Annotated in this window: 20 protein-coding genes and 1 pseudogene; 10 read left to right on the forward strand and 11 right to left on the reverse strand. The window is 69.8% G+C overall.

The window, feature by feature from the left end:
- Positions 1-159 precede the first annotated feature (159 nt).
- The 4 genes and pseudogenes from ABZX79_RS36640 to aspS form a co-directional block, all read right to left on the reverse strand.
- Positions 160-960: a hypothetical protein gene (locus tag ABZX79_RS36640; RefSeq protein ID WP_355268006.1), complete on the reverse strand. Its 801-nt coding sequence runs from the start codon at positions 958-960 to the stop codon at positions 160-162.
- A complete protein-coding gene (locus ABZX79_RS36645) occupies positions 957-1,424 on the reverse strand; it encodes a hypothetical protein (RefSeq protein WP_355268009.1) in 468 nt (155 codons plus the stop codon). Before ABZX79_RS36645 ends, ABZX79_RS36640 begins: the two co-directional genes overlap by 4 nt.
- A 2-nt stretch (positions 1,425-1,426) precedes the next feature.
- A pseudogene (locus ABZX79_RS36650) lies at positions 1,427-1,765 on the reverse strand (SigE family RNA polymerase sigma factor); the annotation flags it as partial.
- A 230-nt stretch (positions 1,766-1,995) separates the two neighbouring features.
- Positions 1,996-3,762, reverse strand: coding sequence for an aspartate--tRNA ligase (aspS, locus tag ABZX79_RS36655; protein ID WP_355268012.1), 1,767 nt, complete (start codon positions 3,760-3,762; stop codon positions 1,996-1,998).
- A 156-nt stretch (positions 3,763-3,918) separates the two neighbouring features.
- Between aspS and ABZX79_RS36660 the strand changes: the two genes are divergently transcribed.
- Positions 3,919-6,069 (forward strand): SpoIIE family protein phosphatase, encoded by a 2,151-nt coding sequence (locus tag ABZX79_RS36660; protein WP_355268015.1) that lies wholly within the window; start codon positions 3,919-3,921, stop codon positions 6,067-6,069.
- 97 nt (positions 6,070-6,166) lie between these two features.
- The gene (locus ABZX79_RS36665; RefSeq protein ID WP_355268018.1) at positions 6,167-7,003 is read left to right on the forward strand and encodes an MBL fold metallo-hydrolase; all 837 of its coding nucleotides are present in this window, start codon (positions 6,167-6,169) and stop codon (positions 7,001-7,003) included.
- A gap of 26 nt (positions 7,004-7,029) precedes the next feature.
- Here ABZX79_RS36665 and ABZX79_RS36670 read toward each other — a convergent pair whose 3' ends face one another.
- From ABZX79_RS36670 to ABZX79_RS36680, 3 genes are all read right to left on the reverse strand, one after another.
- A complete protein-coding gene (locus ABZX79_RS36670; protein WP_355268021.1) occupies positions 7,030-8,085 on the reverse strand; it encodes an AI-2E family transporter in 1,056 nt (351 codons plus the stop codon).
- 99 nt (positions 8,086-8,184) lie between these two features.
- The gene (locus tag ABZX79_RS36675) at positions 8,185-9,147 is read right to left on the reverse strand and encodes a pirin family protein (RefSeq protein WP_355268024.1); all 963 of its coding nucleotides are present in this window, start codon (positions 9,145-9,147) and stop codon (positions 8,185-8,187) included.
- Positions 9,148-9,258: 111 nt separating this feature from the next.
- Positions 9,259-9,723 carry an SseB family protein gene (locus tag ABZX79_RS36680; protein ID WP_215136681.1) on the reverse strand — a complete coding sequence of 155 codons (465 nt, stop codon included), beginning with the start codon at positions 9,721-9,723 and terminating at the stop codon, positions 9,259-9,261.
- A 134-nt stretch (positions 9,724-9,857) separates the two neighbouring features.
- On the opposite strand from ABZX79_RS36680, the gene ABZX79_RS36685 reads away from it, so the two are divergent.
- From ABZX79_RS36685 to ABZX79_RS36700, 4 genes are all read left to right on the forward strand, one after another.
- Positions 9,858-11,684: an acyl-CoA dehydrogenase gene (locus tag ABZX79_RS36685; protein WP_355268028.1), complete on the forward strand. Its 1,827-nt coding sequence runs from the start codon at positions 9,858-9,860 to the stop codon at positions 11,682-11,684.
- Between the two features lie 80 nt (positions 11,685-11,764).
- A complete protein-coding gene (locus tag ABZX79_RS36690; protein WP_355268030.1) occupies positions 11,765-12,478 on the forward strand; it encodes a hypothetical protein in 714 nt (237 codons plus the stop codon).
- Between the two features lie 59 nt (positions 12,479-12,537).
- On the forward strand, positions 12,538-13,833 hold the full coding sequence (locus ABZX79_RS36695; RefSeq protein WP_355268033.1) for a M18 family aminopeptidase: 1,296 nt from the start codon (positions 12,538-12,540) through the stop codon (positions 13,831-13,833).
- A gap of 91 nt (positions 13,834-13,924) precedes the next feature.
- Positions 13,925-14,149: a DUF6458 family protein gene (locus ABZX79_RS36700; RefSeq protein ID WP_355268036.1), complete on the forward strand. Its 225-nt coding sequence runs from the start codon at positions 13,925-13,927 to the stop codon at positions 14,147-14,149.
- Positions 14,150-14,492: 343 nt separating this feature from the next.
- Here ABZX79_RS36700 and ABZX79_RS36705 read toward each other — a convergent pair whose 3' ends face one another.
- Positions 14,493-16,268: an NHL domain-containing thioredoxin family protein gene (locus ABZX79_RS36705; RefSeq protein WP_355268039.1), complete on the reverse strand. Its 1,776-nt coding sequence runs from the start codon at positions 16,266-16,268 to the stop codon at positions 14,493-14,495.
- Between the two features lie 39 nt (positions 16,269-16,307).
- Between ABZX79_RS36705 and ABZX79_RS36710 the strand changes: the two genes are divergently transcribed.
- Entirely contained in the window at positions 16,308-16,802 is a 495-nt protein-coding gene (locus tag ABZX79_RS36710) for an LURP-one-related family protein (RefSeq protein WP_355268042.1), read from the forward strand.
- A gap of 100 nt (positions 16,803-16,902) precedes the next feature.
- Positions 16,903-18,231 (forward strand): hypothetical protein, encoded by a 1,329-nt coding sequence (locus tag ABZX79_RS36715; protein ID WP_355268046.1) that lies wholly within the window; start codon positions 16,903-16,905, stop codon positions 18,229-18,231.
- Positions 18,232-18,254: 23 nt separating this feature from the next.
- On the opposite strand, the gene ABZX79_RS36720 is transcribed toward ABZX79_RS36715, so the two are convergent.
- Positions 18,255-19,040 carry a carbon-nitrogen family hydrolase gene (locus tag ABZX79_RS36720; protein WP_355268048.1) on the reverse strand — a complete coding sequence of 262 codons (786 nt, stop codon included), beginning with the start codon at positions 19,038-19,040 and terminating at the stop codon, positions 18,255-18,257.
- 166 nt (positions 19,041-19,206) lie between these two features.
- Between ABZX79_RS36720 and ABZX79_RS36725 the strand changes: the two genes are divergently transcribed.
- Positions 19,207-20,031: a maleylpyruvate isomerase family mycothiol-dependent enzyme gene (locus ABZX79_RS36725; protein ID WP_355268051.1), complete on the forward strand. Its 825-nt coding sequence runs from the start codon at positions 19,207-19,209 to the stop codon at positions 20,029-20,031.
- A 19-nt stretch (positions 20,032-20,050) separates the two neighbouring features.
- Here ABZX79_RS36725 and ABZX79_RS36730 read toward each other — a convergent pair whose 3' ends face one another.
- On the reverse strand, positions 20,051-21,361 hold the full coding sequence (locus ABZX79_RS36730) for an MFS transporter (protein WP_355268054.1): 1,311 nt from the start codon (positions 21,359-21,361) through the stop codon (positions 20,051-20,053).
- A complete protein-coding gene (locus ABZX79_RS36735) occupies positions 21,358-22,017 on the reverse strand; it encodes a GntR family transcriptional regulator (RefSeq protein ID WP_355268057.1) in 660 nt (219 codons plus the stop codon). Before ABZX79_RS36735 ends, ABZX79_RS36730 begins: the two co-directional genes overlap by 4 nt.
- A gap of 222 nt (positions 22,018-22,239) precedes the next feature.
- On the opposite strand from ABZX79_RS36735, the gene ABZX79_RS36740 reads away from it, so the two are divergent.
- Positions 22,240-23,184 carry a serine hydrolase gene (locus tag ABZX79_RS36740; RefSeq protein ID WP_355268060.1) on the forward strand — a complete coding sequence of 315 codons (945 nt, stop codon included), beginning with the start codon at positions 22,240-22,242 and terminating at the stop codon, positions 23,182-23,184.
- The last annotated feature ends 415 nt before the right edge of the window (positions 23,185-23,599 follow it).

The raw sequence follows: 23,599 nt of genomic DNA on the forward strand, positions 1-23,599 counted from the left end.
AGGCGACGCGACGCAGGAGCGCCCTTGAGGGGCGGGCCTCCGGCGCCACACTTACATGTGGCGGCCCCCATCGCAGAGGCCATCAACGCCACGGGGCGCACGAAGCCCCCTCCCCACCTCGCGCCCCGGGGTCCGTCATCCGCCCCGGAAACGTGCGCCTCAGCGCCGGAGCGATTTCTCGTCGCCCATTACCACCACCGGGTTCTTTGACGGGTCGATGGTGCGGAGCAGGTGCTTCATCACGGGTCTCTTGAAGGAGACGCAGCCTTGCGTCGGGCCCTCATGGTCCACGTGCAGCCAGATGCCGCCGCCCCGCCCGGCGCCCAACGGGCGTGTCCAGTCCAGGGGGGTGGTGCCGGGCTTGCGGTTGTAGTTGATCGCGATGACGTAATCGAACGAGCCCGCCAACGGTTCGCCCCGGGAACCGTTGCCGGTGACGGCGAACGCGGGGCCCGTGTCGTACGTCAGCTTCGTGCCGGGGTCGGGGAGCAGGCCGCCCGCGTCCGTGAGAGTGAAGACGCCGATCGGCGAGCGCAAATCCCCCTGGACGTGCTCGTCCGTCCAGCCGCGCACCGCGTTGTGGGTGGGCCAGCGCTCGCCCGGCCGCCAGGCGGCGCCGGGGCGTTCGCGCTCGTAGAGGACCGCCGTACCCCGGTTCTTGTCGCGGCCCTCGCCTGTGACCACGAGCGCCTGCCGGGTGTCCTCCGGAACCATGCCGAGGGTTTTGGGGCCCAGGCCCGGAAGGGCCCGGGGCCCAGGGCTGAGGAGCCGGCCGGGCAACCTCCGTGGTTCCGGCGCGGCCTTGCCCGCCTTGCCGCCCGACACCTCGTGCGCGGGGCCGCCGCGTTCGGCGACAGCGCGCGAGCCGCGGTCCGTAGCGGTCCCGCAGCCCGTCGCCAGCAGCGCGGCGGCCGTCAGCAGCACGGTCAGTGGCGCCTTGGTTTGGTTCCGGCGCTTCATTTCGTGCCCTTCGTCTTCTTGTTCTTGCTGCCGAACGTGACGGAGTCCAGTACCCGGCGGACCTCCTCGACCCGCTCTGCGGAGGGATCGGCCAGGCAGGCCCTGGCCTCAAGGTGGGGGTGGGTGGCCGGCCCAGCCTCCACCGCCTCTGACACCGCCTCTGCCCCTGCCGGTGCCCTGTGCCACACCACCAGTTCGCGGGTGCCGCCCGGGACCCTGCAGGACTTGACCACATCCGGGCCGCGCCGCTCAGTGACCGCGCCGAGCGGACGGTCCTTGGCGGACGGCCCGGTGCCGTGCTGGAGTCGCAGCACGATCAGCACACCGTCTCGCGGCAAGCGCCTTGCCGGGATCGGAGTGCAGTATTCACGGCCGGGCAGAGAACACGGCTTCTTGTACGGGAAGTAGCTCACGCTCGCCGCGAAGCCGACGAGGTCCTGCTCCTTGCCCGCCATCTCCCGCACGCCCGTACCGCAGCGGCGAGCGTCTGCTCCAGGTCCACGCCCGCGTACGCGTCGAGCGCGCCCGCCGCCTCCGGCAGTTCCCCGTGCGGCACTTCGCCGCGCCAGTGCCGCCGCCACCAGGACGTATGCGTGGTGATCATGGTCTTGCGTACGTACGCCTCTGGATGGCCGCCCGCGCAGATCCGCCGCCATCGGGGCCACACCTTGGCCAGCGCCGTCTGCAGCAGGTCCTCCGCGAGATGTGCGTCGCCGGTCAGCAGCCAGGCGACCCGCAGCAGCCGTGGCCCGCGCACGGCGACGAACTCCTCGAAGTCCCTGTCGCCGCCCCCGTCCGCATGCATGGAGCCACCCTCGCCGTCTCGGTGCCGGCCCCGGCCCCGGTCGCGGTCCCAGTCCCGGTCCTGTTCGTCGGTCCTTCACGACCGTTCAACGCGCCGGGGGACAGATCGGGTTGCCCACGGCACGCCGGCAACCCGAACGAAGAACGACACGAAGGGAACGACACGAAGGAGGGGCTGGGAACCGATCGGTTCCCAGCCCCTCCTTCGTAACGCTTCGTGACTCAACCGCACTACTTGTCAGAAACCGGCTTCCGCAGCTGAATGTTCAGCTCCCGCAGGCGGGCCTCGTCCAGCGTCGTCGGCGCGCCCATCATCAGGTCCTGCGCGTTGCCGTTGAGCGGGAAGGCGATCGTCTCGCGGATGTTCGGCTCGTCGGCCAGCAGCATCACGATGCGGTCGATGCCCGGGGCGATGCCGCCGTGCGGCGGGGCGCCGAACTCGAAGGCGCGGAGCATGCCGGCGAACTCGCGCTCGACGGTCTCCTTGTCGTAACCCGCGATCTCGAACGCCTTGAACATGATCTCGGGCTCGTGGTTCCGGATCGCGCCGGAGGACAGCTCCACGCCGTTGCAGACGATGTCGTACTGCCAGCCCAGGATGTCCAGCGGGTCCTGGGTCTCCAGGGCCTCGAGGCCGCCCTGCGGCATCGAGAAGGGGTTGTGGGAGAAGTCGATCTTCCCCGTCAGCTCGTCCTTCTCGTACATCGGGAAGTCGACGATCCAGCAGAACCGGAAGACGCCCTCCTCGAAGTGGCCGGCGCGCTTGGCCGCCTCGACGCGGACCGCCGACATGATCTTCGAGACCTCGTCGAACTCGCCGGCGCCGAAGAAGACCGCGTGGCCGGGGGCCAGCGACAGGCGCTCGGTGAGGACCTTGATGTTCTCCTCGGTGAGGAACTTGGCGATCGGGCCCGTCAGCGAACCGTCCTCGGCCACACGCACCCAGGCCAGGCCCTTCGCGCCGTGCTCGACGGCGTAGTCGCCGAGACCGTCGAAGAACTTCCGCGACTGGCCCGCCGTGTCCGGCACCGGCAGCGCGCGGACGTGCTTGCCGGCGAAGGCCTTGAACTCCGAGCCCGCGAAGACGTCCGAGATGTCGACGAGCTCCAGCTGGGCGCGCAGGTCGGGCTTGTCGTTGCCGTACTTCAGCATCGCCTCGCGGAACGGGATCCGCGGGAAGGGTGACGTGACGTGACGGCCGTTGCCGAACTCCTCGAAGAGCTCGGTCATCAGCTTCTCGATCGGCTGGAAGACGTCCTCCTGCTCGACGAAGCTCATCTCCACGTCGAGCTGGTAGAACTCACCCGGCGAGCGGTCCGCGCGGGCGTCCTCGTCGCGGAAGCACGGCGCGATCTGGAAGTAGCGGTCGAAGCCCGAGATCATCAGCAGCTGCTTGAACTGCTGCGGCGCCTGCGGGAGCGCGTAGAACTTGCCGGGGTTCAGGCGGGACGGGACTACGAAGTCGCGGGCGCCCTCGGGGGAAGTCGCCGTCAGGATCGGGGTCGCCATCTCGTTGAAGCCGAGCGCCGTCATCTTGTGACGGATGGCCGAGATGACGGCCGTACGCAGCATGATGTTGCGGTGCATGCGCTCGCGGCGCAGGTCGAGGAAGCGGTACTCGAGGCGACGCTCCTCGCCCACCCCGTCGTCCGTGTTGATCTGGAACGGCAGCTGCTGCGACGCACCCAGCAGCTCGACCTCCGCGACCTCGACCTCGACCTCACCGGTGGGCAGGTCCGGGTTGATGTTGTCGGCACCGCGCGAGACGACCCGGCCGTCGACGCGGACGACCGACTCCTTGTTGAGCTTGTCGAGCGCGTCGTACGCGGGGGTGCCGGGGCGGGCGACGAGCTGCGTGATGCCGTAGTGATCGCGCAGATCGATGAAGAGGATGCCGCCCAGGTCTCGACGATTGTGCAGCCAGCCGCTCAGCCGGACGTCGGTGTCGACGTCAGAGGCGCGGAGCTCGCCGCAGGTGTGGGACCTGTACCGATGCATCGTCGTTCATCCAGCCTTCGGGATTCGGGGTTGTCGGAGCACTCAAGGTTACCGCCCGGCGCATCCCCTTTAATTTGCCGTTTCTCTTTGCCGTACGGGAGAGGTCGCAGGGGCACTCGCACAGCCGTTCCGGCCGGGACCTGTAAAGATGAAGCAATGCGTACCGAGGACATCCTGGCCGCCATCGCGACCGGCCTGTGGCGCTGGGACAACGCATCCGAGGTGATCACGCTCGATGCGGAGGCCGCCCGGCTCCTCGGCCTGCCCGCCGAACCCGTGACGCTCACCGAGGCGGCCATACGCTCGCGCTTTCATCCCGTCGACTGGAACGAGATCAACGGGGTCGTGAACCTCGCGGTCACCGAAGGCACCCTCGCCGAGGCCCGGCTCCGGGTCATGGATGTGGAAGGACGGCTGCTCAGGACCGTACGCAGCCGCTCCAAGCCGGTGGTCAACGGCAACGATTACCAGCTCTTCGGCACGCTCCAGGAGGTCGCCGAGCCACGGCCGGGCGACGCCGCCCACACCCCCGTCACCGGCGACTGGCGCCGCTCCCGCGAGGCGTTCCTGCTGGACGCGGGCCGCGGGCTGGCGGAGGCGCGGTCCACGGCGGAGGTGCTGCGGGTCGCCGCGTCGCTGTCCATGCCGGGGTTCTCGCCGGACAGTCTCGCCGTCTTCGGTTCGTCGGGCGGGCGGATCACGGTCCTGGGCCACCACGGGTACGGCCCCGAGGATGCGCTTCCGTTCGCCGACATGCTGCTGGGTACGGACCATCCCGCCCCGGAGGTCGTACGGACCGGGCGGGCCATCTATCTGACCTCCCCCGAGGAGTACAGCCGCCGCTACCCCGCCGGCCGCCCCCTCGCCGCCAGCGACGAGCCCCGCTCCTGGGCGTTCCTGCCGCTGACGGTGGCCGGCCGCACCATGGGCGCCTGGATGGCGGGCTTCGCGCACCCCGTGGCGTTCACCCCCGACGAGCGCTCCGTGCTGGCGACGGTCGCCAGGATGCTCGCGCAGGCGCTGGAGCGGGCCTCGGTGGCCGAGAACGAGCGCGAGCTGTCGCTGGGCCTCCAGCGGTCGATGATGCCGACGCTGGGGCCGGAGATCCCCGGCATGACGGTGGCCGCGCGGTATGTGCCGACCGGCGGCGGGCTCCAGGTCGGCGGCGACTGGTACGACATGATTCCGCTGCCCAGCGGACGAATAGCCCTGGTCATCGGGGACGTACAAGGGCATGACGTACGGGCGGCCGGCTTGATGGGCCAGCTGCGGATCGCCCTGCGCGCGTACGCCTCCGAGGGCCACCGGCCGGACGCGGTCCTCTCCCGCGCGTCCCGCTTCCTGCACGGCATCACGGACACTTACGACCCCGGCGACTACTCCAGCCCGCGCTTCGCGACCTGCCTCTATATCGAGGTGGACCCCGCCACCGGGCTCCTCGACATAGCCCGCGCGGGCCACCCCGAACCGGCCGTCCGCCTCAGCGACGGGACGGTGCTCGTCCGGCCGACGGCGGGCGGCCTGCCGCTGGGCATCGTGCCGGACACCGACTATCCGACGACCCGGCTCGTCCTCGAACCGGGCGAGACGATCATGATCTGTACGGACGGCCTCATCGAGACCGGCGGCCACGACCTGGACACCGGCTGGGCCAGGCTCCGCAGGATCATGGAGGAGCACACCGGCGACAGCCTGGAAAAGCTCGCCGACGCGCTCGTATCGGGCGTGCACGGCCCCTCCTCGCACCACACCACGGGCCCGCTCGTGGACCGCCGCGAGGACGACATCGCCGTACTGCTGCTGTGCCGCGAGGGCGCAGGGTGCGGCTGCGGCCCCGGCTCGACGGTGACGATGGCCCCGGTGCGGCGTACGGCGATGGCCGTGGCCCAGGCCGAGCCGGAACGTATCGCCACCGCCCGGCAGCAGCTCCGGGACCTGCTGCACGACTGGGCGAACGGGGAACAGCTCGACGCGGCCGTGCTGATGGTCTCGGAGATGGTCACCAACGTGCTGGTGCACACGGACGGCGACGCGCTGCTGGTGGCGGAGGCGACGGGCGATCCGGGCGTACGGCGGCTGAGGGTCGAGGTGACGGACCCCAGCGACGAACTGCCGCACAAGCGGCGCCCGGGGGAGATGGCGTCCAGCGGGCGCGGGCTCATCCTGATGGAGATGCTCGCGGACGCTTGGGGCGTGGACCCGAGGGGCGATGGCAAGTCGATCTGGTTCGAGCTGTACGAGGACGGCGACGGGGACGAGGACGGGGACGGGAACAGCGACGGGGACGGCGAGAAGGCCGCCCTGTAGGCCTTCTCCTGGCCGGGGCGCCGTCCCGGCCGTACAGGAGAAGAATGGGCGATATCGATCGCCCGTTTCTGTCGCCGGGGGACCACGGAGACCCGCCATGAGCATTGAGCAGAGGATCGGAAACGAAACCACCGTCCTGGCGGACTGTCTGGAGGTGCCGGGCATCGGCTTCCTCACGGTCAACGCCTTTGTTCTGTTCGCCGACGAGCCGGTCGTCGTCGATACGGGCCTCAGCCTCCCCGACCGGAGTTTCCTCGCGTCGCTCGGCTCCGTCATGGACCCCGCCGACGTGCGCTGGATATGGCTCACCCACCCCGACCGCGACCACACGGGGGGCCTGTTCGACCTGCTCGTCGCCGCTCCGCAGGCGCGCGTCGTGACCACGTTCATCGGCGCCGGAATCATGTCCACCGAGCGCCCCCTGCCGCTGGACCGCGTCCGTCTGGTCAACCCGGGCCAGGCGCTGGACGTCGGAGGCGGCCGCATGCTCAGGGCTTTCCGGCCGCCGCTGTTCGACAACCCGGCCACCGTCGGCTTCTACGACGACCGTACGCAGACCTGCTTCAGCTCCGACTGCTTCGGCGCCACCATGCCCAGCGCGGAGGTCGCCATCGGCGGCGAGGCCCGCGCGCTCCCCGCCGAGGATCTGCGCGCCGCCCAGCTGCTGTGGGCCACTGTGGACAGCCCGTGGGTCCACGCCGTCGACACGGACAAGTACCTCGCCACCGTCGAGCCGCTGCGGGCCATGGACCCCAAGACCGTCCTGAGCACCCACCTGCCGCCGGCCGTGGGTCTCGCCCCGCAGATGCTCGACACGATCGCGGAGGCGCCCGGTTCCGATCCGTTCGTCGGTCCCGACCAGCTGGCGCTGGAGCAGATGCTCGCGGGGTTCGAGCCGGGGCCGGACGGCGCTGTTCCGCCCCAGGCCATGTGACGCGGCAGGCCGTGTGAGCGGCCCTCTCAGGGCCCCTCAGGGCCCTGCTCGTAATGCCGGCGCAGCTCTCCGATCACCCCGAAGACGGCCGCCGTCAGCGGCACGGCGAGCAGCATTCCGAGGATGCCCGCGACGGATGCCCCGGCGGTGATCGCCAGCATCACCACGGCCGGGTGCATCTGCACGGTCCGGCTCTGGATCACGGGCTGGAGGACGTGCCCCTCGATCACCTGTACGGCGAGTACGACCCCGAACGCCCACAGCGCGATCGCGAACCCCCGGTCGGCGAGCGCGACGAGCACCGCGACCGCGCCGGAGATGAAGGCGCCGAGGTAGGGGATGTACGCGCCGACGAAGACCAGCGCGCCCAGGCCGACCGCGCCGGGCACGCGCAGGACCAGCAGCCCGACGGTGATGAGGATGGCGTCGATCAGCGCGATGAACGTCGTACCGCGCATGAAGCCCTCGACGGCCTCGAAGGCGCGGCGGCCCATCGCTTCGACGGTGTCGCCGGTCGAGCCGGGTGCGAGCGACTTCAGGGTGCCGGCGGCCTTGTCCGAGTCGCGGAGGAAGAAGAAGATCAGCAGCAGGGCCAGGACCGCCATCGCGATCACCTCGCCGACGACGCTGAGCCCGGTGATCAGCCCGGTGGCCGCGGTCCCGCCGAACTTGCCGAGGAGCTCCCTGGCGTTCTTGGCCATGTCGTCCAGGGAGGTACCGGCCGCGCCGAGGTGCTCGGCCAGGTCCTTCGCGGCCTGCCGGAGCGATTCGAGGATCTGGTCGCCGGTCTCGACGAGCGCGCTGGCGACGATGTACGCGGCCCCGCCGACGACGGCGACGACCGCGACGCAGGTCAGCATGGCGGCGAGCGACCGGTTCAGCCGCATCTTGATGAGCCGCCGGTGCAGGGGCCCGAGCAGCGCCGTCCCGAGGATGGCGAGCAGGACCGGGGTGACCGCGGTCTTGAAGGTGACGCACAGCCAGATCCCGACCGCCGCGACGCCGGTGACGAGCAGGGCGACGACACACCAGGCGGCGACCCGTCGTGCGGGCTCGGGAAGGAGCGGCTGGGTCGGGTGCACGGCCCCAGCGGATCATGGACGGCGCGGGGCGGCCCGCCCGACGGGGCCGCCCGGGTGACGATTCGTCACCCGGGCGTTGCGTACGGGACTTCTCTTCTGCTACTCGCCCATGCCGTGGACGGCCGGGATGGTGCCGAGACGGCCGCGCTGGAAGTCTTCGAAGGCGAGCTTCAGCTCTTCCTGGGTGTTCATCACGAACGGCCCGTAGTGAGCCATCGGCTCCCGGATCGGCTGCCCGCCGAGGAGGACGACCTCCAGGTCCGGGGTGTTGGAGTCCTGGTGCTCGTCCGCGCGTACGGTCAGCGAGCCGCCGTCGCCGAAGACCGCGGTCTGGCCCTTGTGGACGGGACGGCGGTCCACGCCGACGGCGCCGCGCCCGGCCAGGACGTACGCCAGACCGTTGAAGTCCGCACGCCAGGGCAGCGTGATCTCGGCTCCCGGGCGCAGGGTCGCGTGGATCATCGTGATCGGGGTGTGGGTGATGCCGGGGCCCTCGTGGCCGTCCAGCTTGCCCGCGATGACGCGCAGCAGCGCGCCGCCGTCGGGGGATGTCAGGAGCTGCACCTGGCCGCCACGGATGTCCTGGTAGCGGGGGGCCATCATCTTGTCGGAGGCCGGCAGGTTGACCCACAGCTGAAGGCCGTGGAACAGGCCGCCCGACACGACCAGCGCCTCCGGCGGCGCCTCGATGTGGAGGATGCCGGACCCGGCGGTCATCCACTGGGTGTCGCCGTTCTGGATGCTGCCGCCGCCCCCGTTGCTGTCCTGGTGGACGAAGGTGCCGTCGATCAGGTACGTGACCGTCTCGAAGCCGCGGTGGGGGTGCCAGGGGGTGCCCTTGGGCTCCCCGGGGGCGTACTCCACCTCACCCATCTGGTCCATCATGATGAACGGGTCGAGGTACGTGTAGTTGATGCCGGCGAAGGCGCGGCGTACCGGGAAGCCCTCGCCCTCGAGACCGCCCGGTGCGGTCGTGACGGCCAGCACGGGGCGCGCTACGGCGTCGCGCGGGGCGGCGACCTTCGGCAGGGTCAGCGGGTTCTCAACGGTTACTGCGGGCATGGCGGGCCTCCTTGTACGTCCACTTTAGTTGAACGTAGAACTTCCTGCCAGTGGCAACGAGAAGCGCCCGGGAGGAATTCCCCCCGGGCGCCAGGTCGTGCACCGACACGTCTAGCCGTACATCCGCCGCATCGCGAAGTCGACCATCTGCTCCACCGCCTTGGCGTCGAAGACCATCCGGTGCTCACCCTCCATGTCGAGGACGAAGCCGTACCCGGTCGGCAGCAGATCGATCACCTCCGCCCCGGTGATCACGAAGTACTTGGACTCCTTGCCCGCGTACTTACGCAGTTCCTTGAGCGAGGTGAACATCGGGATCACCGGCTGCTGGGTGTTGTGCAGCGCGAGGAAGCCCGGGTTGTCGCCGCGCGGGCAGTAGACCTTCGACGTGGCGAAGATCTGCTGGAAGTCCTCGACGGACAGCGTCCCGGTGGTGAAGGCGCGCACCCCGTCGGCGAGCGAAGGCGGCGACGGCTCCGGGTAGAGCGGCTGCTCCCCGTAGCCGCCCTGGGGCGGAGGCTGCGGCGGCGCGTACTGCTGCTGCTGTCCACCCTGGTTCTGGTCGTAGCCGTACATGCGCGCAAGCGTACTCAGTCACACATCACCGGAAGGGGTTGCGCCTTATTACCGACGGGTAGCATCATCGTAACTACTTACCAGTAGTAGATGTACGAGGAACCTGCCTCCCGATCCTTAACGGAGCCGTTGCCATGGGTCACTACAAGTCGAACCTCCGCGACATCGAGTTCAACCTCTTCGAGGTACTCGGCCGCGACAAGCTGTACGGCACCGGCCCGTTCGCGGAGATGGACGTCGAGACCGCCAAGAGCATCCTGGACGAGATCGCCCGCCTCGCGGAGAACGACCTCGCCGCCTCGTTCGAGGACGCCGACCGCAACCCGCCGGTCTTCGACCCGGCCACCAACACCGCGCCCGTACCGGCGTCCTTCAAGAAGAGCTACCAGGCCTTCATGGACAGCGAGTACTGGCGTCTCGGCCTCCCCGAGGAGATCGGCGGCACCACCTCCCCCCGCTCGCTGATCTGGGCGTACGCGGAGCTGCTGCTCGGCGCGAACCCCGCCGTCTGGATGTACTCCTCGGGCCCGGCGTTCGCCGGCGTGCTCTTCGAGGAGGGCAACGAGGCCCAGAAGAAGATCGCGAAGATCGCCGTCGACAAGCAGTGGGGCTCGACGATGGTCCTGACCGAGCCGGACGCCGGTTCGGACGTCGGCGCGGGCCGCACGAAGGCGATCCAGCAGGCCGACGGCTCCTGGCACATCGAGGGCGTGAAGCGCTTCATCACGTCCGGCGAGCACGACATGTCGGAGAACATCCTCCACTACGTCCTCGCCCGCCCCGAGGGCCACGGCCCCGGCACCAAGGGCCTCTCCCTCTTCCTCGTACCGAAGTACGAGTTCGACTGGGAGACCGGCGAGCTGGGCGCCCGCAACGGCGCGTACGCCACGAACGTCGAGCACAAGATGGGCCTGAAGGCGTCCAACACGTGCGAGATGACCTTCGGCGACCAGCACCCCGCCAAGGGCTGGCTGATCGGTGACAAGCACGACGGCATCCGCCAGATGTTCATGATCATCGAGTTCGCCCGGATGATGGTCGGCACGAAGGCGATCGCGACGCTCTCGACGGGCTACCTCAACGCCCTCGAGTACGCCAAGGAGCGCGTCCAGGGCCCGGACCTCGCCAACTTCATGGACAAGACCGCGCCCAAGGTCACCATCACGCACCACCCCGACGTCCGCCGCGCGCTCATGACGCAGAAGGCGTACGCCGAGGGCATGCGCGCCCTGGTCCTGCACACCGCGTCCGTCCAGGACGAGATCGCGGCCAAGGAGGCCGCGGGCGAGGACACCTCCTCGCTCGTCGCCATGAACGACCTGCTCCTGCCGATCGTGAAGGGCTACGGCTCCGAGAAGTCGTACGAGCAGCTCGCGCAGTCGCTCCAGACGTTCGGCGGCTCCGGGTACCTCCAGGAGTACCCGATCGAGCAGTACATCCGTGACGCGAAGATCGACACCCTGTACGAGGGTACGACCGCGATCCAGGGCCAGGACTTCTTCTTCCGCAAGATCGTCCGTAACCAGGGCGCGGCGCTGAACTCGCTGGCCGAGGACATCAAGAAGTTCATCGCGGTCGGCACCGGTGGCGACGAGTTCGCCGCGGCCCGCGAAACGCTCGCCAAGGCGGCCGTGGATCTGGAGGCGATCGTCGGCGCGATGCTCACCGACCTCGCCGCCACCGAGCAGGACGTCAAGTCGATCTACAAGGTCGGCCTGAACACCACCCGCCTGCTGATGGCCTCCGGTGACGTAGTCGTCGGCTACCTGCTGCTCAAGGGCGCGGCCGTGGCCGCCGAGAAGCTGCCGAACGCGTCCCCGAAGGACGTGCCCTTCTACACCGGCAAGATCGCGGCGGCGAAGTTCTTCGCCGCGAACGTCCTGCCGGGCGTCGGTGTCGAGCGCGCCCTGGCCGAGTCCGTCGACCAGTCCCTGATGGAGCTGGACGAAGCGGCCTTCTAGTCCACTGCGAAACCCTCTGGTGACGGGCCGGGCACTGAGTGCCCGGCCCGTTGTCAGTGGCCCGTGCGACTCTTGTCGACATGAGTTCCATGGAACCCCGCAGGGGTGGCTATTCCGTCCCGGCCGGCCGGCCGTACGCGCTCAGTGAGCTGCGCGGAAAGCTCGGCTCGGTGGGCGACCAGATCGGCGACCTGTACGACGGCTCCCATCCCCTGGAGTACGAACCGATCGCGGACACCCTGTACGTAGCCTTCAAGACGGCCGCCGACCTCGCCCCCGTCAAGAGCTACACCGGCTGTGACCTGCACCCCAACGGCGCCATCGACCCCGAGGCCCCCAACGGCTGGGGCCGCTGCCTGCTCTGCAACGACCGCCGCCGCCGCGGCGAGCGCAGCGTCCCCGCCCCGGCCGAGCAGCGCCGCCTCGGCTACCCCGTGCCGGATCCGCCGTACACGCTGGACGCACTCAAGGGGTACGTCCAGCGAGTCAACGACCGTGCCTTCGCCGTCACCGTCTCCTCCCCCGGCGAGGAGTTCGTGGACCTCGCGGACACCCTGCACCGCGCCTTCATCGTCGCCCGCGAGCTCTCCCGGCCGCGCAACGCGTCGGGCTGCTCCGAGCACCCCGGCTCACCCATCGACCCGACCGCGCCGCCCGGCGAGGGCTGCCTGTTCTGCGTGGGACGCCGCCGTCAGCAGCAGCGTCCGCCCGGCGCCCCGCAGATGCTGCCGCAGGTGCGCCGCGGCGAGCGCCGGACGATACAGCGGCGCTTCGAGCGACCTCCCGGCCTCTGACGAACGGGCTCCGAGGCAGTCTGCACGGCCCGTAGTTAACCCTGGTTATGGTGAACCCCATGAGCGCACCCGCCCGCTTCGACCGCGGCCACACCGACGACCTGATGTCCTTCCTGGCGGCCTGCCCGACGCCGTACCACGCGGTGGCCAACGCCGCCGAGCGGCTGGACAAGGCAGGCTTCCGGCAGGTAGCGGAGACCGAGGCCTGGGACGCGACGTCCGGCGGCAAGTACGTGCTGCGCGGTGGGGCGATCATCGCCTGGTACGTGCCGGAGGGCGCGGAGGCGAGCACGCCGTTCCGGATCATCGGCGGCCACACCGACTCCCCGCACCTGCACGTGAAGCCGCTGCCCGACATGGGCGCGGCGGGCTGGCGGCAGATCGCCGTCGAGATCTACGGCGGGACGCTCCTCAACACCTGGCTCGACCGCGACCTGGGCATCGCGGGTCGCCTCACACTGCGCGACGGCTCGCACCGCCTGGTCAACATCGACCGGGCGCTGCTGCGTGTACCGCAGCTGGCCGTACACCTGGACCGGTCGGCGAACACCGAGGGCCTCAAGCTCGACAAGCAGCGGCACATGCAGCCGATCTGGGGCCTCGGCGACGTACACGAGGGTGACCTGATCCGCTTCCTGGAGGAAGAGGAAGGCCTCACCGAGGGCGAGGTCGCCGGCTGGGACCTGATGGCTCACAGCATCGACCAACCGGCCTACCTGGGGCGCGACCGCGAGCTGGTCGCCGGTCCCCGCATGGACAACCTGATCTCCGTACACGCGGGAGTCGCCGCGCTGACGGCCGTCAGCACTGCGGACGGCCCCCTCCCGTACATCCCCGTCCTCGCCGGCTTCGACCACGAGGAGAACGGTTCACAGTCCGACACCGGCGCGGACGGCCCGCTCCTCGGCAACGTACTGGAGCGCTCGGTCTTCGCACGCGGCGGCAGTTACGACGACAAGGCGCGCGCCTTCGCCGGCACGATCTGCCTCTCGTCCGACACCGGCCACGCGGTGCACCCCAACTACTCCGAGCGCCACGACCCGACGCACCACCCGCGCGCCAACGGCGGACCGATCCTCAAGGTCAACGTGAACATGCGGTACGCGACGGACGGCAGCGGCCAGGCGGTGTTCGCGGCGGCGTGCGAGAAGGCGCAGGTGCCGCTCCAGTTCTTCGTGTCGAACAACTCGATGCCGTGCGGCACGACGATCGGCCCGATCACCTCCGCCCGGCACGGCATCCAGACCGTCGACATCGGCGTGGCGATCCTCTCCATGCACAGTGCGCGTGAGCTGTGCGGAGCGGACGACCCGTACCTCCTCGCTAACGCGATGACGGCATTCCTCGAAGGCTGAACCCGACTCGCAGGCTTGTCTGTTGAAGGGCCGGGTACGCGAAGTGCGTACACCGGCCCGGACCAGCCGGGCCGACAGGGAGGCGGAAGTCATGGGACTGGGAGGATTCATACTCCTCATCGCGGGCGGGGCGATACTCGCCTTCGCCACCGACTGGGAGATGGAAAGCGTCAACCTCGACCTCGTCGGGATCATCATGATGCTCGTCGGCATCATCGGGGTGGCGGTCTACGCCAGCGTCGCCAGGCGCCGCCGCATGGTCGTGCCCCCGACCACCACCGTGGTCGACGACGACCGGCACCACCACACCCCCTGAGCCGACCGGCTCGCAAAGCACGCCCCCGCTTCCCGCTGTGACATTTCGCGGCTCCGCCGCGTGGTGGGGGCAAACCCCCGGACGCCCGACGGGCGTGTCCTCAAACGCCGGACGGGCTGAATTTCGCCCGCCCGGCGCCGGTATCGCAAGCACGGTGCCAGGAGGGGACGTGTCGGGGCGCTCCCCGCAGGGCGTCGAACGCAACGAGCCCGAATACAAAAACGAGTACCCGAACGTTCGACGCCCGAGGAGACGCCCCGTCGCGGCACCGCCCCCAACGCCCCCGCAAGAGAGGGCCACTGCACCGCCGCGCACCGCGCACCCCGCCCGGCGCCCGGCGCCCTCAGGAATCCATGCCCGCCAACACCAGCGGCAGCCGGGGCGCTCCCCCCGCCGTCACGCGGACCGGCACACCCCAGTCCTGCTGGTGGACATGGCACGCCGGGTATTCGTTCGCCGGGTCGTCGTCGCACGAGGCGGCCATCGCCGACACGTGCAGCACACCCTCGACAATCCCAGGGTTCAGCTCCAGCTCGCGGCTGAGATCCGTCCCCGCCCCCTCGCCCGCAGCCAGCAGCTCCGGCGGCGTAGAGGACACCAGCAGCCGCGTAGAAGGCCCGTACCGCGTGTCCAGCTTCTGCCCGCTCGGCGCCTGGAAGACGACGTCCAACCGGAGCTTCTCCGGCGCCACTTCGGTCGCCGCCCGCTGCGTCCGGTGTGCGACGGCCTCCACCCGTACCGCCTCGTCGGGCAGCCGCAGCCGCGTCAGCCGGTGGCGGGCGGACTCGACGACGACGATGTCGTCACCGACGAGCACCGCGTCGCTGGGCTCCCTCAAATCCGTCGCCAGAGTAGTCACTTCACCACTCGCCGGGTCGTAGCGCCGCAGCGCGTGGTTGTACGTGTCGCTGATCGCGACCGACCCGTCGGGCAGCGCGGTCACCCCGAGCGGATGCTGGAGCAGCGCCTGCCCCGCCGCGCCGTCCCGGTGCCCGAAGTCGAAGAGCCCGGTCCCGACGGCGGTGTGCACGACGAGGTCGGCATCGACGTACCGCAGCGCACTCGTCTCCGAGTCCGCGACCCACAGCCGGTCGCCGGCCGCCGCAAGCCCCGACGGCTGGGCGAACCACGCCTCGGCGGCCGGCCCGTCGACGAGCCCCTCGTTGGTCGTCCCGGCCGCGACCTGCACGGTCCCCGCCTCGGGGTCGTACGTCCACAGCTGGTGTACGCCGGCCATGGCGATCCACACCTTGCCCTGCCACCACGCCACGTCCCACGGCGAGGACAGATCGACCTCGCGGGCGGGCCCGGCGGTCGGTGACCCCTGCCACCACTGCTTTCCGGTACCGGCGACGACCTCGATCGCGCCGGTGGCCGGGTCGTACGTACGCAGCTGATGGTTGACCGTGTCGGCCACGACGACCCGCCCGTCCGGCAGCAGCGCCAGCCCCTGCGGCTCCTTGAACTCCCCGTCCCCGCCGATGCGCCGTACGACGCTCTCGCCATCCGCCTCCAGCTCGACGAGCTGATGCCGAGTGGTGTCCGAGACCAGGAAATTCCCCGTGCCGGGCAGCAGCAGCGCCTTGCCCGGGAAGCGCAGATCGGTAGCGACGGGTTCCGGCGCGACGTACGGCCCGTCCCCGCGCCGCAGCGTCCCCTTCGCGCCGTGAGTGGCCTCCAGCTCCTCGACGAGCTTTGCGATGGCGTGCGCGTGCCCCTCGCCGGCGTGCTGCGCGACGACGTACCCCTCGGGGTCGATGACGACCAGCGTCGGCCAGGCCCGTACGGCGTACTGCTTCCACGTGGCGAGCTCGGGGTCGTCGAGGACGGGGTGATGCACCCCGTACCGCTCGACGGCGTCGACGACGGCCTGGTGCTCGGCCTCGTGCACGAACTTCGGCGAGTGGACGCCGATGATCACCACCGTGTCGCGGTGCTTCTCCTCCAGCTCCCGCAGCTCATCCAGGACATGCAGGCAGTTAACGCAGCAAAAGGTCCAAAAATCGAGGATGACGATGCGTCCTCGCAGGTCGGAGAGGGAGTACTGCCGGTCGCCTGTATTGAGCCAGCCGCCCTTGCCGATGAGCTCGGGGGCCCGAACGCGTGCACGTGAAGACATACCTCCATCCAACCTCATGCACGGGGTAGGCATTCCGCCATGAAATATCTGGTACGCGACAAGATCTTCGGCATCGGCGACGACTACTGGATCGAGGACGAGAACGGGCGCCACGCGTTTCTCGTCGACGGGAAGGCGCTGCGGCTGCGCGACACCCTGGAGATCAAGGATCCGGCCGGCCGGGTGCTGATCACGCTGCGCGCGAAGATGCTCAGCATCCGGGACGCGATGACCATCGAGCGGGACGATCAGACGCTCGCGACCGTACGCAAGAAGCGGCTGTCGCTGCTGCGCAACCACTACCGCGTCGCCCTGGCCGAGGGGACCGAGCTGGACGTCAGCGGCCGCGTGCTCAACCGGGAGTTCTCGGTCGAGCACGACGGCGAGCCGCTGGCCCGCATCTCGCGGAAGTGGTTCCGGATGCGCGACACGTACGCGGTGGATGTCGTACGGGACGACGCCGACGCGGCGCTGCTGATCGCGGTGGCGGTATGCGTGATCCGGATGGCGGAGAAGGAACGGGGGGACGACTGACCGTCTGCCGTACAACCCTTCGATCCGCGCGCGTGTCTCATGAGCGGACCCGGTTCATCCGGAGTCCGCCGTCCGTTCGTCCGTGATTCGAGGGACCCACATGCCCCACACCAGTTCCGGCCGTCGCACACTTCGCAGGACCGTCGGCGCGGTCAGCGTCTTCACCCTGCTCGGGCTGGGCAGCACGCCGGCCCTGGCCGAAGAGGCCGGGCCGGATCTGGCTGTCTGGCGGATAACCGAGCCCACGGGAGTGAAGCCGGGCACCAGCTTTGACGTGCCGGTCACCCTCTCGAACAGGGGCACCGAGGCCTCCGACGGGGTCTGGGTATCCCTCTCCATGAGTCACGGGCTGCGCAGTGCCCCGAAGTATTCCAACTGCCTGTACTACGACGTGTCCTCAATTGACGAGGGCGAGCCGTGGAGCGGAGTGCACTGCAAGTTCGACCAAGTGGTGAAGGCCGGAACGAATTACGCGCTCGGGGAGCCGCTGACGGTGGACGCCCTGAACAACGCCCTCTACGAAACGGTCGGCGTGGCGCTCTCCGTCTACAACCCCTCCAACTCCGACTGGGAAGGCCCTCAGGTGCCGGGCACCGGGCCGGAGCTCAAACTGGTCGAGCAGCTGGACTCGACTTACACCGGCGAGGTGAACGACCGCGACAGCCGCACCTCGATGCAGGTGAGCGTTGCGAACACGGCCGACTTCGGTGTCGAGGCGCCCCGGGTCCGCGCCCGTGCCGGCGAGACGGTCGCCGTCGACTTGAAGTTCGCCAACGGCGGCCCGGCATGGGTGCGGCGGGAGGCCAACGTGGGGCGGGTCGACGTGCGGTTCCCGGCCGGTACGACAGTGGTGTCCGCGCCAGGATCCTGCGCGTCGGACAAACCGCTGCACTACACCTGCGGTCCCTCCGACTACTGGGTCGCCGAGGACGGCGGGTGGTCCTACAAGTTCCGCGCGAAGGTCGACAAGTTCGTGGCGGGCGCCAAGGGCAAGGTGTCGCTCGTCGGAGCCCCGTGGCCGTTCGACAAGAACGCGGCGAACGACACGGCACAGATCGTGTTCGAGAACTCCGCGGACACCACGACGGGCGGCGGCTCGGGCACCGCCACCGGCGGTTCCGGCGGTTCGAGCAGTTCCGGCGGCGCGTCCTCGGGCGGATCCGGATCCACCGGTGGTTCGGGCTCCCCGTCGACGGGCGGTTCGGACGCGTCGTCGTCATCGACGTCGACGGGCGGTACGGGTACCTCCGCGACCGGTGGTACGGGCTCCACCTCGACCGGCGGTACGGGGGAGTCCTCCGCGACCGGAGGCAACCTCGCCTCCACCGGCTCCGGCTCAACGCTGCCGCTCGTCGCGGCGGCGGCCGCCGCGGCGGCCGCAGGCGGCGGCATCGTCCTCATGATGCGCCGCCGGCGGGCCCAGGGGTAACAGGGGTAACGGAGGTAGACCCCCTACCGCAGTCGGCGGTCCTTCAGGGCCGGGAACTGCTCACGCGTCGACGCGACCTTCTCCGGAGTCAGGTCGGCCGTGAGCACCTCTTCCCCCACGCCCGCCTCCGCCAGCACCTCGCCCCACGGGTCCACCACGATGCTGTGCCCCGCCTGCTCCACCCCCGCGTGCGTGCCGGCGGTGCCGCAGGCCAGGACGTACGCCTGGTTCTCGACCGCGCGGGCGCGGGCCAGCAGCGTCCAGTGCTCGCGGCGCCTGGCGGGCCAGCCCGCCGGGACGACGAAGGCCTGCGCGCCGGCGTCCACGAGGCTGCGGAAGAGTTCGGGGAAGCGCAGGTCGTAACATGTGCCGAGCCCGAAGGTGAGCCCCGCGGCCGACACCGTCACCACCTCCTCGCCCGCGCCCATCATCACGGCCTCGCCCTTGTCGAAGCCGAAGCGGTGGATCTTCCGGTACGTACGGACGAGCTCGCCGTCGGGGGAGAAGACCAGCGAGGTGTTGTAGAGGGGCCCGTCGGGGTCACGCTCGACGATCGACCCGGCGTGCAGCCACACCCCGGAATCGGCCGCCGCCTTCGACATCACGTCGTACGTCGGACCCTCCAGCGGCTCCGCCTCCTCCACGAAGGACTCGTAGGCGAAGGCCCCTGTGGGCCACAGCTCGGGAAGAACCACAAGATCCACCGCATGCCGCTCACGCTGCTCGCGCACAAGTGAAGCGACGCGCTGGCGACGGGAATTGACCGATTCGTCCGGGTCTACTGCGATCTGGATGAGGGAGGCGCGCACACTACCACCGTCCTGGCACTCGAGCCGTCAACACGGGCCTACGATCGTCACACCAAAGCACTGCCAGGGTGCCACGGGGCAGCGTAACTTAGCGTGCGAGCCTCCCACGCAGTCCGGCACGTACGTCAGCCCAGCCCGCCAGCAAGTGAACCGCACGAGGGGTCCCGTGACCGTCCATCCCAGCCTCCAGACATACGCCGAAGCCTGGACCCACTCCATCGACGCGATATCCGAGCTGGTGACGCCGCTCGTCGAGGGGGAGTGGAACCGCCGTACGCCGTGCCCCGGCTGGTCGGTGCGCGACATCGTCTCGCACATCATCGGCATGGAGTGCGAGATGCTCGGCGACCCGCGGCCGATCCACTCGCTGCCGCGCGATCTGTACCACGTGACCTCGGAGTTCGCCCGGTACATGGAGATGCAGGTCGACGTACGCCGCCACCACACGGCGCCGGAGATGACCTCGGAGCTCGAGTACACGATCATCCGCCGCCAGCGTCAGCTCCGCAACGAGACCCGCTCCCCCGACACCATGGTCCGCGCCCCGCTCGGCGCCGAGCAGACCCTCGAACTCGCTCTGCGTATGCGGGCGTTCGACACCTGGGTGCACGAGCAGGACCTGCGTACGACCTTCAACCGGCCCGGCAACCTCGACTCGCCCGGCGCGCTCGTCGCCCGCGACGTCCTCGTCCACGGCCTGCCGAAGGTCGTCGCGAAGCACGCGGGCGCGCCCGCCAACTGCGCGGTCGTCTTCGACGTACACGGCCCGGTCGAATTCATGCGCACGGTCCGCGTGGACGCCGACGGCCGCGGCACGGTCGACGGCACGCCGTCGCTCGGCCCGCTCGCGACGATCGCCCTGGACTGGGAGACGTACGTACGCCTGGCCTGCGGCCGGGTCCGCTACGAAGCGGTCGCCGACCACGTCAAGGTCGAGGGCGACCAGGCCCTGGCGGACGCGATCCTGCGCAACTTCGCGGTCACGCCGTAACCGCGACCGGCGGCCCTTCTCACGCCGGGACGTGCACCGCCTCGACGCGGCTGGCGACCAGGTGGTCCCGCTCCCGGCGGGCGGTCCGCTTGCGCAGGCGCAGGATCTGTACGACGCCGAACGTCTCCAGCACGAACACCGACGCGAACGCGATCCGGTAGTTGTCGCCGGTCGCGTCGAGCAGCACGCCCACCGCGAGCAGCGTCGTCATCGAGGCGACGAAGCCGCCCATGTTGACGATGCCGGAGGCAGTGCCCTGCCGCTCCGGCGGATTGGCCGGCCGCGCGAAATCGAAGCCGATCATCGAGGCCGGCCCGCACCCACCGAGCACCACGCACAACACCACCAGCAGCCACATCGGGGCGTGGTCACCCGGGTAGGCGATGGTCGTCGCCCACAGCAGGGCGGTGGCTCCGACGGTGCCGAGGGCGAGCGGCGCGCGGGCGGCGCCGTGGCGTGCGATGAGCTGCCCGTACACCAGCCCCAACGCCATGTTCGACAGCACGACGAGCGTCAGCAGCTCGCCCGCCGCCCCCCGCGACAATCCCTGCGCCTCCACCAGGAACGGCATCCCCCACAGCAGCAGGAACACCATCGCCGGGAACTGCGTCGTGAAGTGCACCCACATCCCGAGCCGCGTCCCGGGCTCGCGCCACGCGGCGGCGATCTGCTTGCGGACGTACGCCGCACCCGCGTGCTGGGCGGGCGCCGGCTCGTGCCCCTCGGGGTGGTCCTTCAGGAACAGCAGCAGCAGTACGAGCACGAGCACCCCGGCGAGCGAGCTGCCCGCGAAGGTGGCGGTCCAGCCCATGCCGTGCAGCATGCGCGCGATGACGAGGGTCGAGACGAGGTTGCCCGCCATTCCGCACAACCCGGCGAGCTGCGCGATCAGCGGCCCGCGGCGGGCGGGGAACCAGCGGGCGCCGAGCCGAAGCACGGCAATGAACGTCATCGCGTCGCCGCACCCGAGCAGGGCGCGGGCCGCGAGAGCCATGCCGTACGAGGGGGAGAGGGCGAAGCCGAGCTGCCCGAGGGTGAAGAGGACAACCCCCAACGTCAGGACTCTCTTCGTCCCGAGCCGGTCGACGAGCAGCCCCACGGGTATCTGCATACCCGCGTACACCAGCAACTGCAGTATCGAGAACGTCGACAGCGCGGACGCGTTGACGTCGAACCGGTCGGCGGCGTCGAGCCCCGCCACGCCCAGGCTCGTACGGAAGATGACGGCGACGAAGTAGACGCCGACGCCGATGCCCCAGACGGCGGCGGCGCGCCGGCCGCCGGGCGGATCGCCGGGCAGGGAAGCAACCGGAGCTATACGGCTCCTCACCGGTCCTCCCCCCGGACGAGCACCTTGACCCGGCTGACGTGGCGGCGTACGCACTGGGCGGCGGCTTCCACATCCCCCGCCCTGATGGCTTCGAGCATTTCGGCGTGCTCGGTGATGTTCTTGGCGATGCGGTCCGGGTGCGCCTCCATGATGGTGACGCCCATGCGCAGCTGGCGGTCGCGGAGCTGGTCGTACAGCCGGCAGAGGATCTGATTCCCGGCGTTACGGACGATCTCGGCGTGGAAACACCGGTCGCTGACGGCGACTTCGGCGAGGTCCCCTTCGAGGGCGCGCTGCTTCTGCTCCTCCAGCAGCTCTTCGAGCCGGGCGATGAGAGCAGCGGACGCGGGTACGGCGCGCCGCACCGCGAACTCCTCCACCAGCAGCCGGGTTTCGACGACGTCGGCGATCTCCTGGGCGGAGACGGCGAGGACGAGGGCGCCCTTCTTCGGATAGAGCTTGATGAGGCCCTCGACCTCCAGCCGCAGCAGCGCCTCCCGCACGGGCGTCCTCGACACGCCGACGGCGTCGGCGAGGTCGCCCTCGGTGAGGAGGGTGCCGCCTTCGTAATGGCGGTCGAGTACGCCCTTCTTGATGTGGGCGTAGACGCGCTCGGCGGCGGGGGGCTGCTTGGGGAGCGGGGGCGCGGTGGGCATGCGCACAGCATAGATACAACAGAGGTGCAACAGAAAGCCGCGTCCGCATCCCGGAACGGTCGGCAGACGCGGCAGACGCGGCAGCAATGAACCGACGTTGCACACAGGACGAAAATCACAGCGAGGCGCGTACATCCTTTCGACCTGCCCGTGAGTCTCTTGTCGGGACCCTCGATCCGAGGTGGTCCGCTTCCACCGCATTCGCGAACTTCGGAGCGTTCTTTGATCACCAGCCTCCCGGCCGTCCGCAGAGCCGCCGCGGTCCTCGTCACCACGGGCGCACTGCTGACCGTCTCGCCCCTGGCCGCGCCCGCGCAGGCCGCCACCGCGCCCACCATCACCGCCAAGGGCGCGTTCATGCTGAACAACGCGACCGGCGCCACGGTCTACAGCAAGGGCGCGGACACCAAGCGCCAGATGGCCAGCACGACGAAGATCATGACGGCTGCCGTGGTGCTCAGCACCACCAACCTGGACCTCAACCGCAAGGTGACCGTCAAGCAGGCCTACCGCGACTACGTCACCGCGCAGGGCGCGAGCACCGCCGATCTGAAGACCGGCGACAAGGTGACCGTCCGTCAGCTGCTGTACGGGACGATGCTGCCCTCCGGCTGCGACGCGGCGTACGCCCTGGCCGACGCCTTCGGCACCGGCACCACCGTCGCGGCACGCAAGACGAACTTCATCTCCAAGATGAACGCGAAGGCGAGCTCGCTCGGCCTGACGAACACCAAGTTCGACTCCTTCGACGGCATCACGACGACCGGCAACAACTACACGACCCCGCGTGACCTGGCGAAGCTCGCCCGCTACGCCATGAAGAACACCAACTTCCGCGCCGTCGTCAAGGCGCCGTCGTACAAGAGCACCGCGACGACGAGCACCGGCGGCACCCGCACGTACACCTGGTACAACACCAACAAGCTGCTGGGCTCCTACAGCGGCGCCATCGGCGTCAAGACCGGCACCGGCTCGACGGCCGGCCCCTGCCTGGTGTTCGCCGCCACCCGCGGTACGAAGACCCTGATCGGCGTCGTCCTGAACAGCAGCACCGTCACGGAGCGCTACAACGACGCGGGCAAGATGCTGAACTACGGCTTCGGCACCAGCACCACGTCGTCGCCCATGAAGCTGCGCACGCTGCCTGCGGGCGCACAGCAGGACTAATCACATACAGCACGTACAGCACGTACGAGTGCCCCGCCGGGATTCCCGGCGGGGCACTCGTACGCCTGCCGCCTGACCACTGGCGTGCAACTAACCCCGCACATGACGCACACCGAAACCCCTCCCATGGGCCACACTGGGGCAAAAGGTGCACCCCTGTGCGTCATGTGCTGGGTTCGTCCCATCCCACCAGCGTGGGCGCTCGTGCGACGCAGAAATGGGAATGCCGCACCAACGACCGTCCCCGCACCCGCCGAGCCAGGGGCCGAGCCACCCCCTAGGCCTCCTGCGCCCCACCCACACACCCGCAAGCCACCGAACCGACCCGCGCCCATCCCCCAGCCCCCGTGCAGGGCGTTTTTCTTTGGGCCGTCCCCGTACAAGCGTTAGCGGTGGGCCGGGGCGGCGGGTCAAG

Source organism: Streptomyces sp. NPDC002994 (assembly GCF_040611155.1).
Classification (GTDB): domain Bacteria; phylum Actinomycetota; class Actinomycetes; order Streptomycetales; family Streptomycetaceae; genus Streptomyces.

Bases quoted from the DNA above. Each gene is read 5' to 3' on its own strand.
- ABZX79_RS36640 (WP_355268006.1), bottom strand. From the start codon at position 960: ATGAAGCGCCGGAACCAAACCAAGGCGCCACTGACCGTGCTGCTGACG.
- aspS (WP_355268012.1), bottom strand. From the start codon at position 3,762: ATGCATCGGTACAGGTCCCACACCTGCGGCGAGCTCCGCGCCTCTGAC.
- ABZX79_RS36660 (WP_355268015.1), top strand. From the start codon at position 3,919: ATGCGTACCGAGGACATCCTGGCCGCCATCGCGACCGGCCTGTGGCGC.
- ABZX79_RS36665 (WP_355268018.1), top strand. From the start codon at position 6,167: ATGAGCATTGAGCAGAGGATCGGAAACGAAACCACCGTCCTGGCGGAC.
- ABZX79_RS36675 (WP_355268024.1), bottom strand. From the start codon at position 9,147: ATGCCCGCAGTAACCGTTGAGAACCCGCTGACCCTGCCGAAGGTCGCC.
- ABZX79_RS36680 (WP_215136681.1), bottom strand. From the start codon at position 9,723: ATGTACGGCTACGACCAGAACCAGGGTGGACAGCAGCAGCAGTACGCG.
- ABZX79_RS36685 (WP_355268028.1), top strand. From the start codon at position 9,858: ATGGGTCACTACAAGTCGAACCTCCGCGACATCGAGTTCAACCTCTTC.
- ABZX79_RS36690 (WP_355268030.1), top strand. From the start codon at position 11,765: ATGAGTTCCATGGAACCCCGCAGGGGTGGCTATTCCGTCCCGGCCGGC.
- ABZX79_RS36695 (WP_355268033.1), top strand. From the start codon at position 12,538: ATGAGCGCACCCGCCCGCTTCGACCGCGGCCACACCGACGACCTGATG.
- ABZX79_RS36700 (WP_355268036.1), top strand. From the start codon at position 13,925: ATGGGACTGGGAGGATTCATACTCCTCATCGCGGGCGGGGCGATACTC.
- ABZX79_RS36705 (WP_355268039.1), bottom strand. From the start codon at position 16,268: ATGTCTTCACGTGCACGCGTTCGGGCCCCCGAGCTCATCGGCAAGGGC.
- ABZX79_RS36710 (WP_355268042.1), top strand. From the start codon at position 16,308: ATGAAATATCTGGTACGCGACAAGATCTTCGGCATCGGCGACGACTAC.
- ABZX79_RS36715 (WP_355268046.1), top strand. From the start codon at position 16,903: ATGCCCCACACCAGTTCCGGCCGTCGCACACTTCGCAGGACCGTCGGC.
- ABZX79_RS36735 (WP_355268057.1), bottom strand. From the start codon at position 22,017: ATGCCCACCGCGCCCCCGCTCCCCAAGCAGCCCCCCGCCGCCGAGCGC.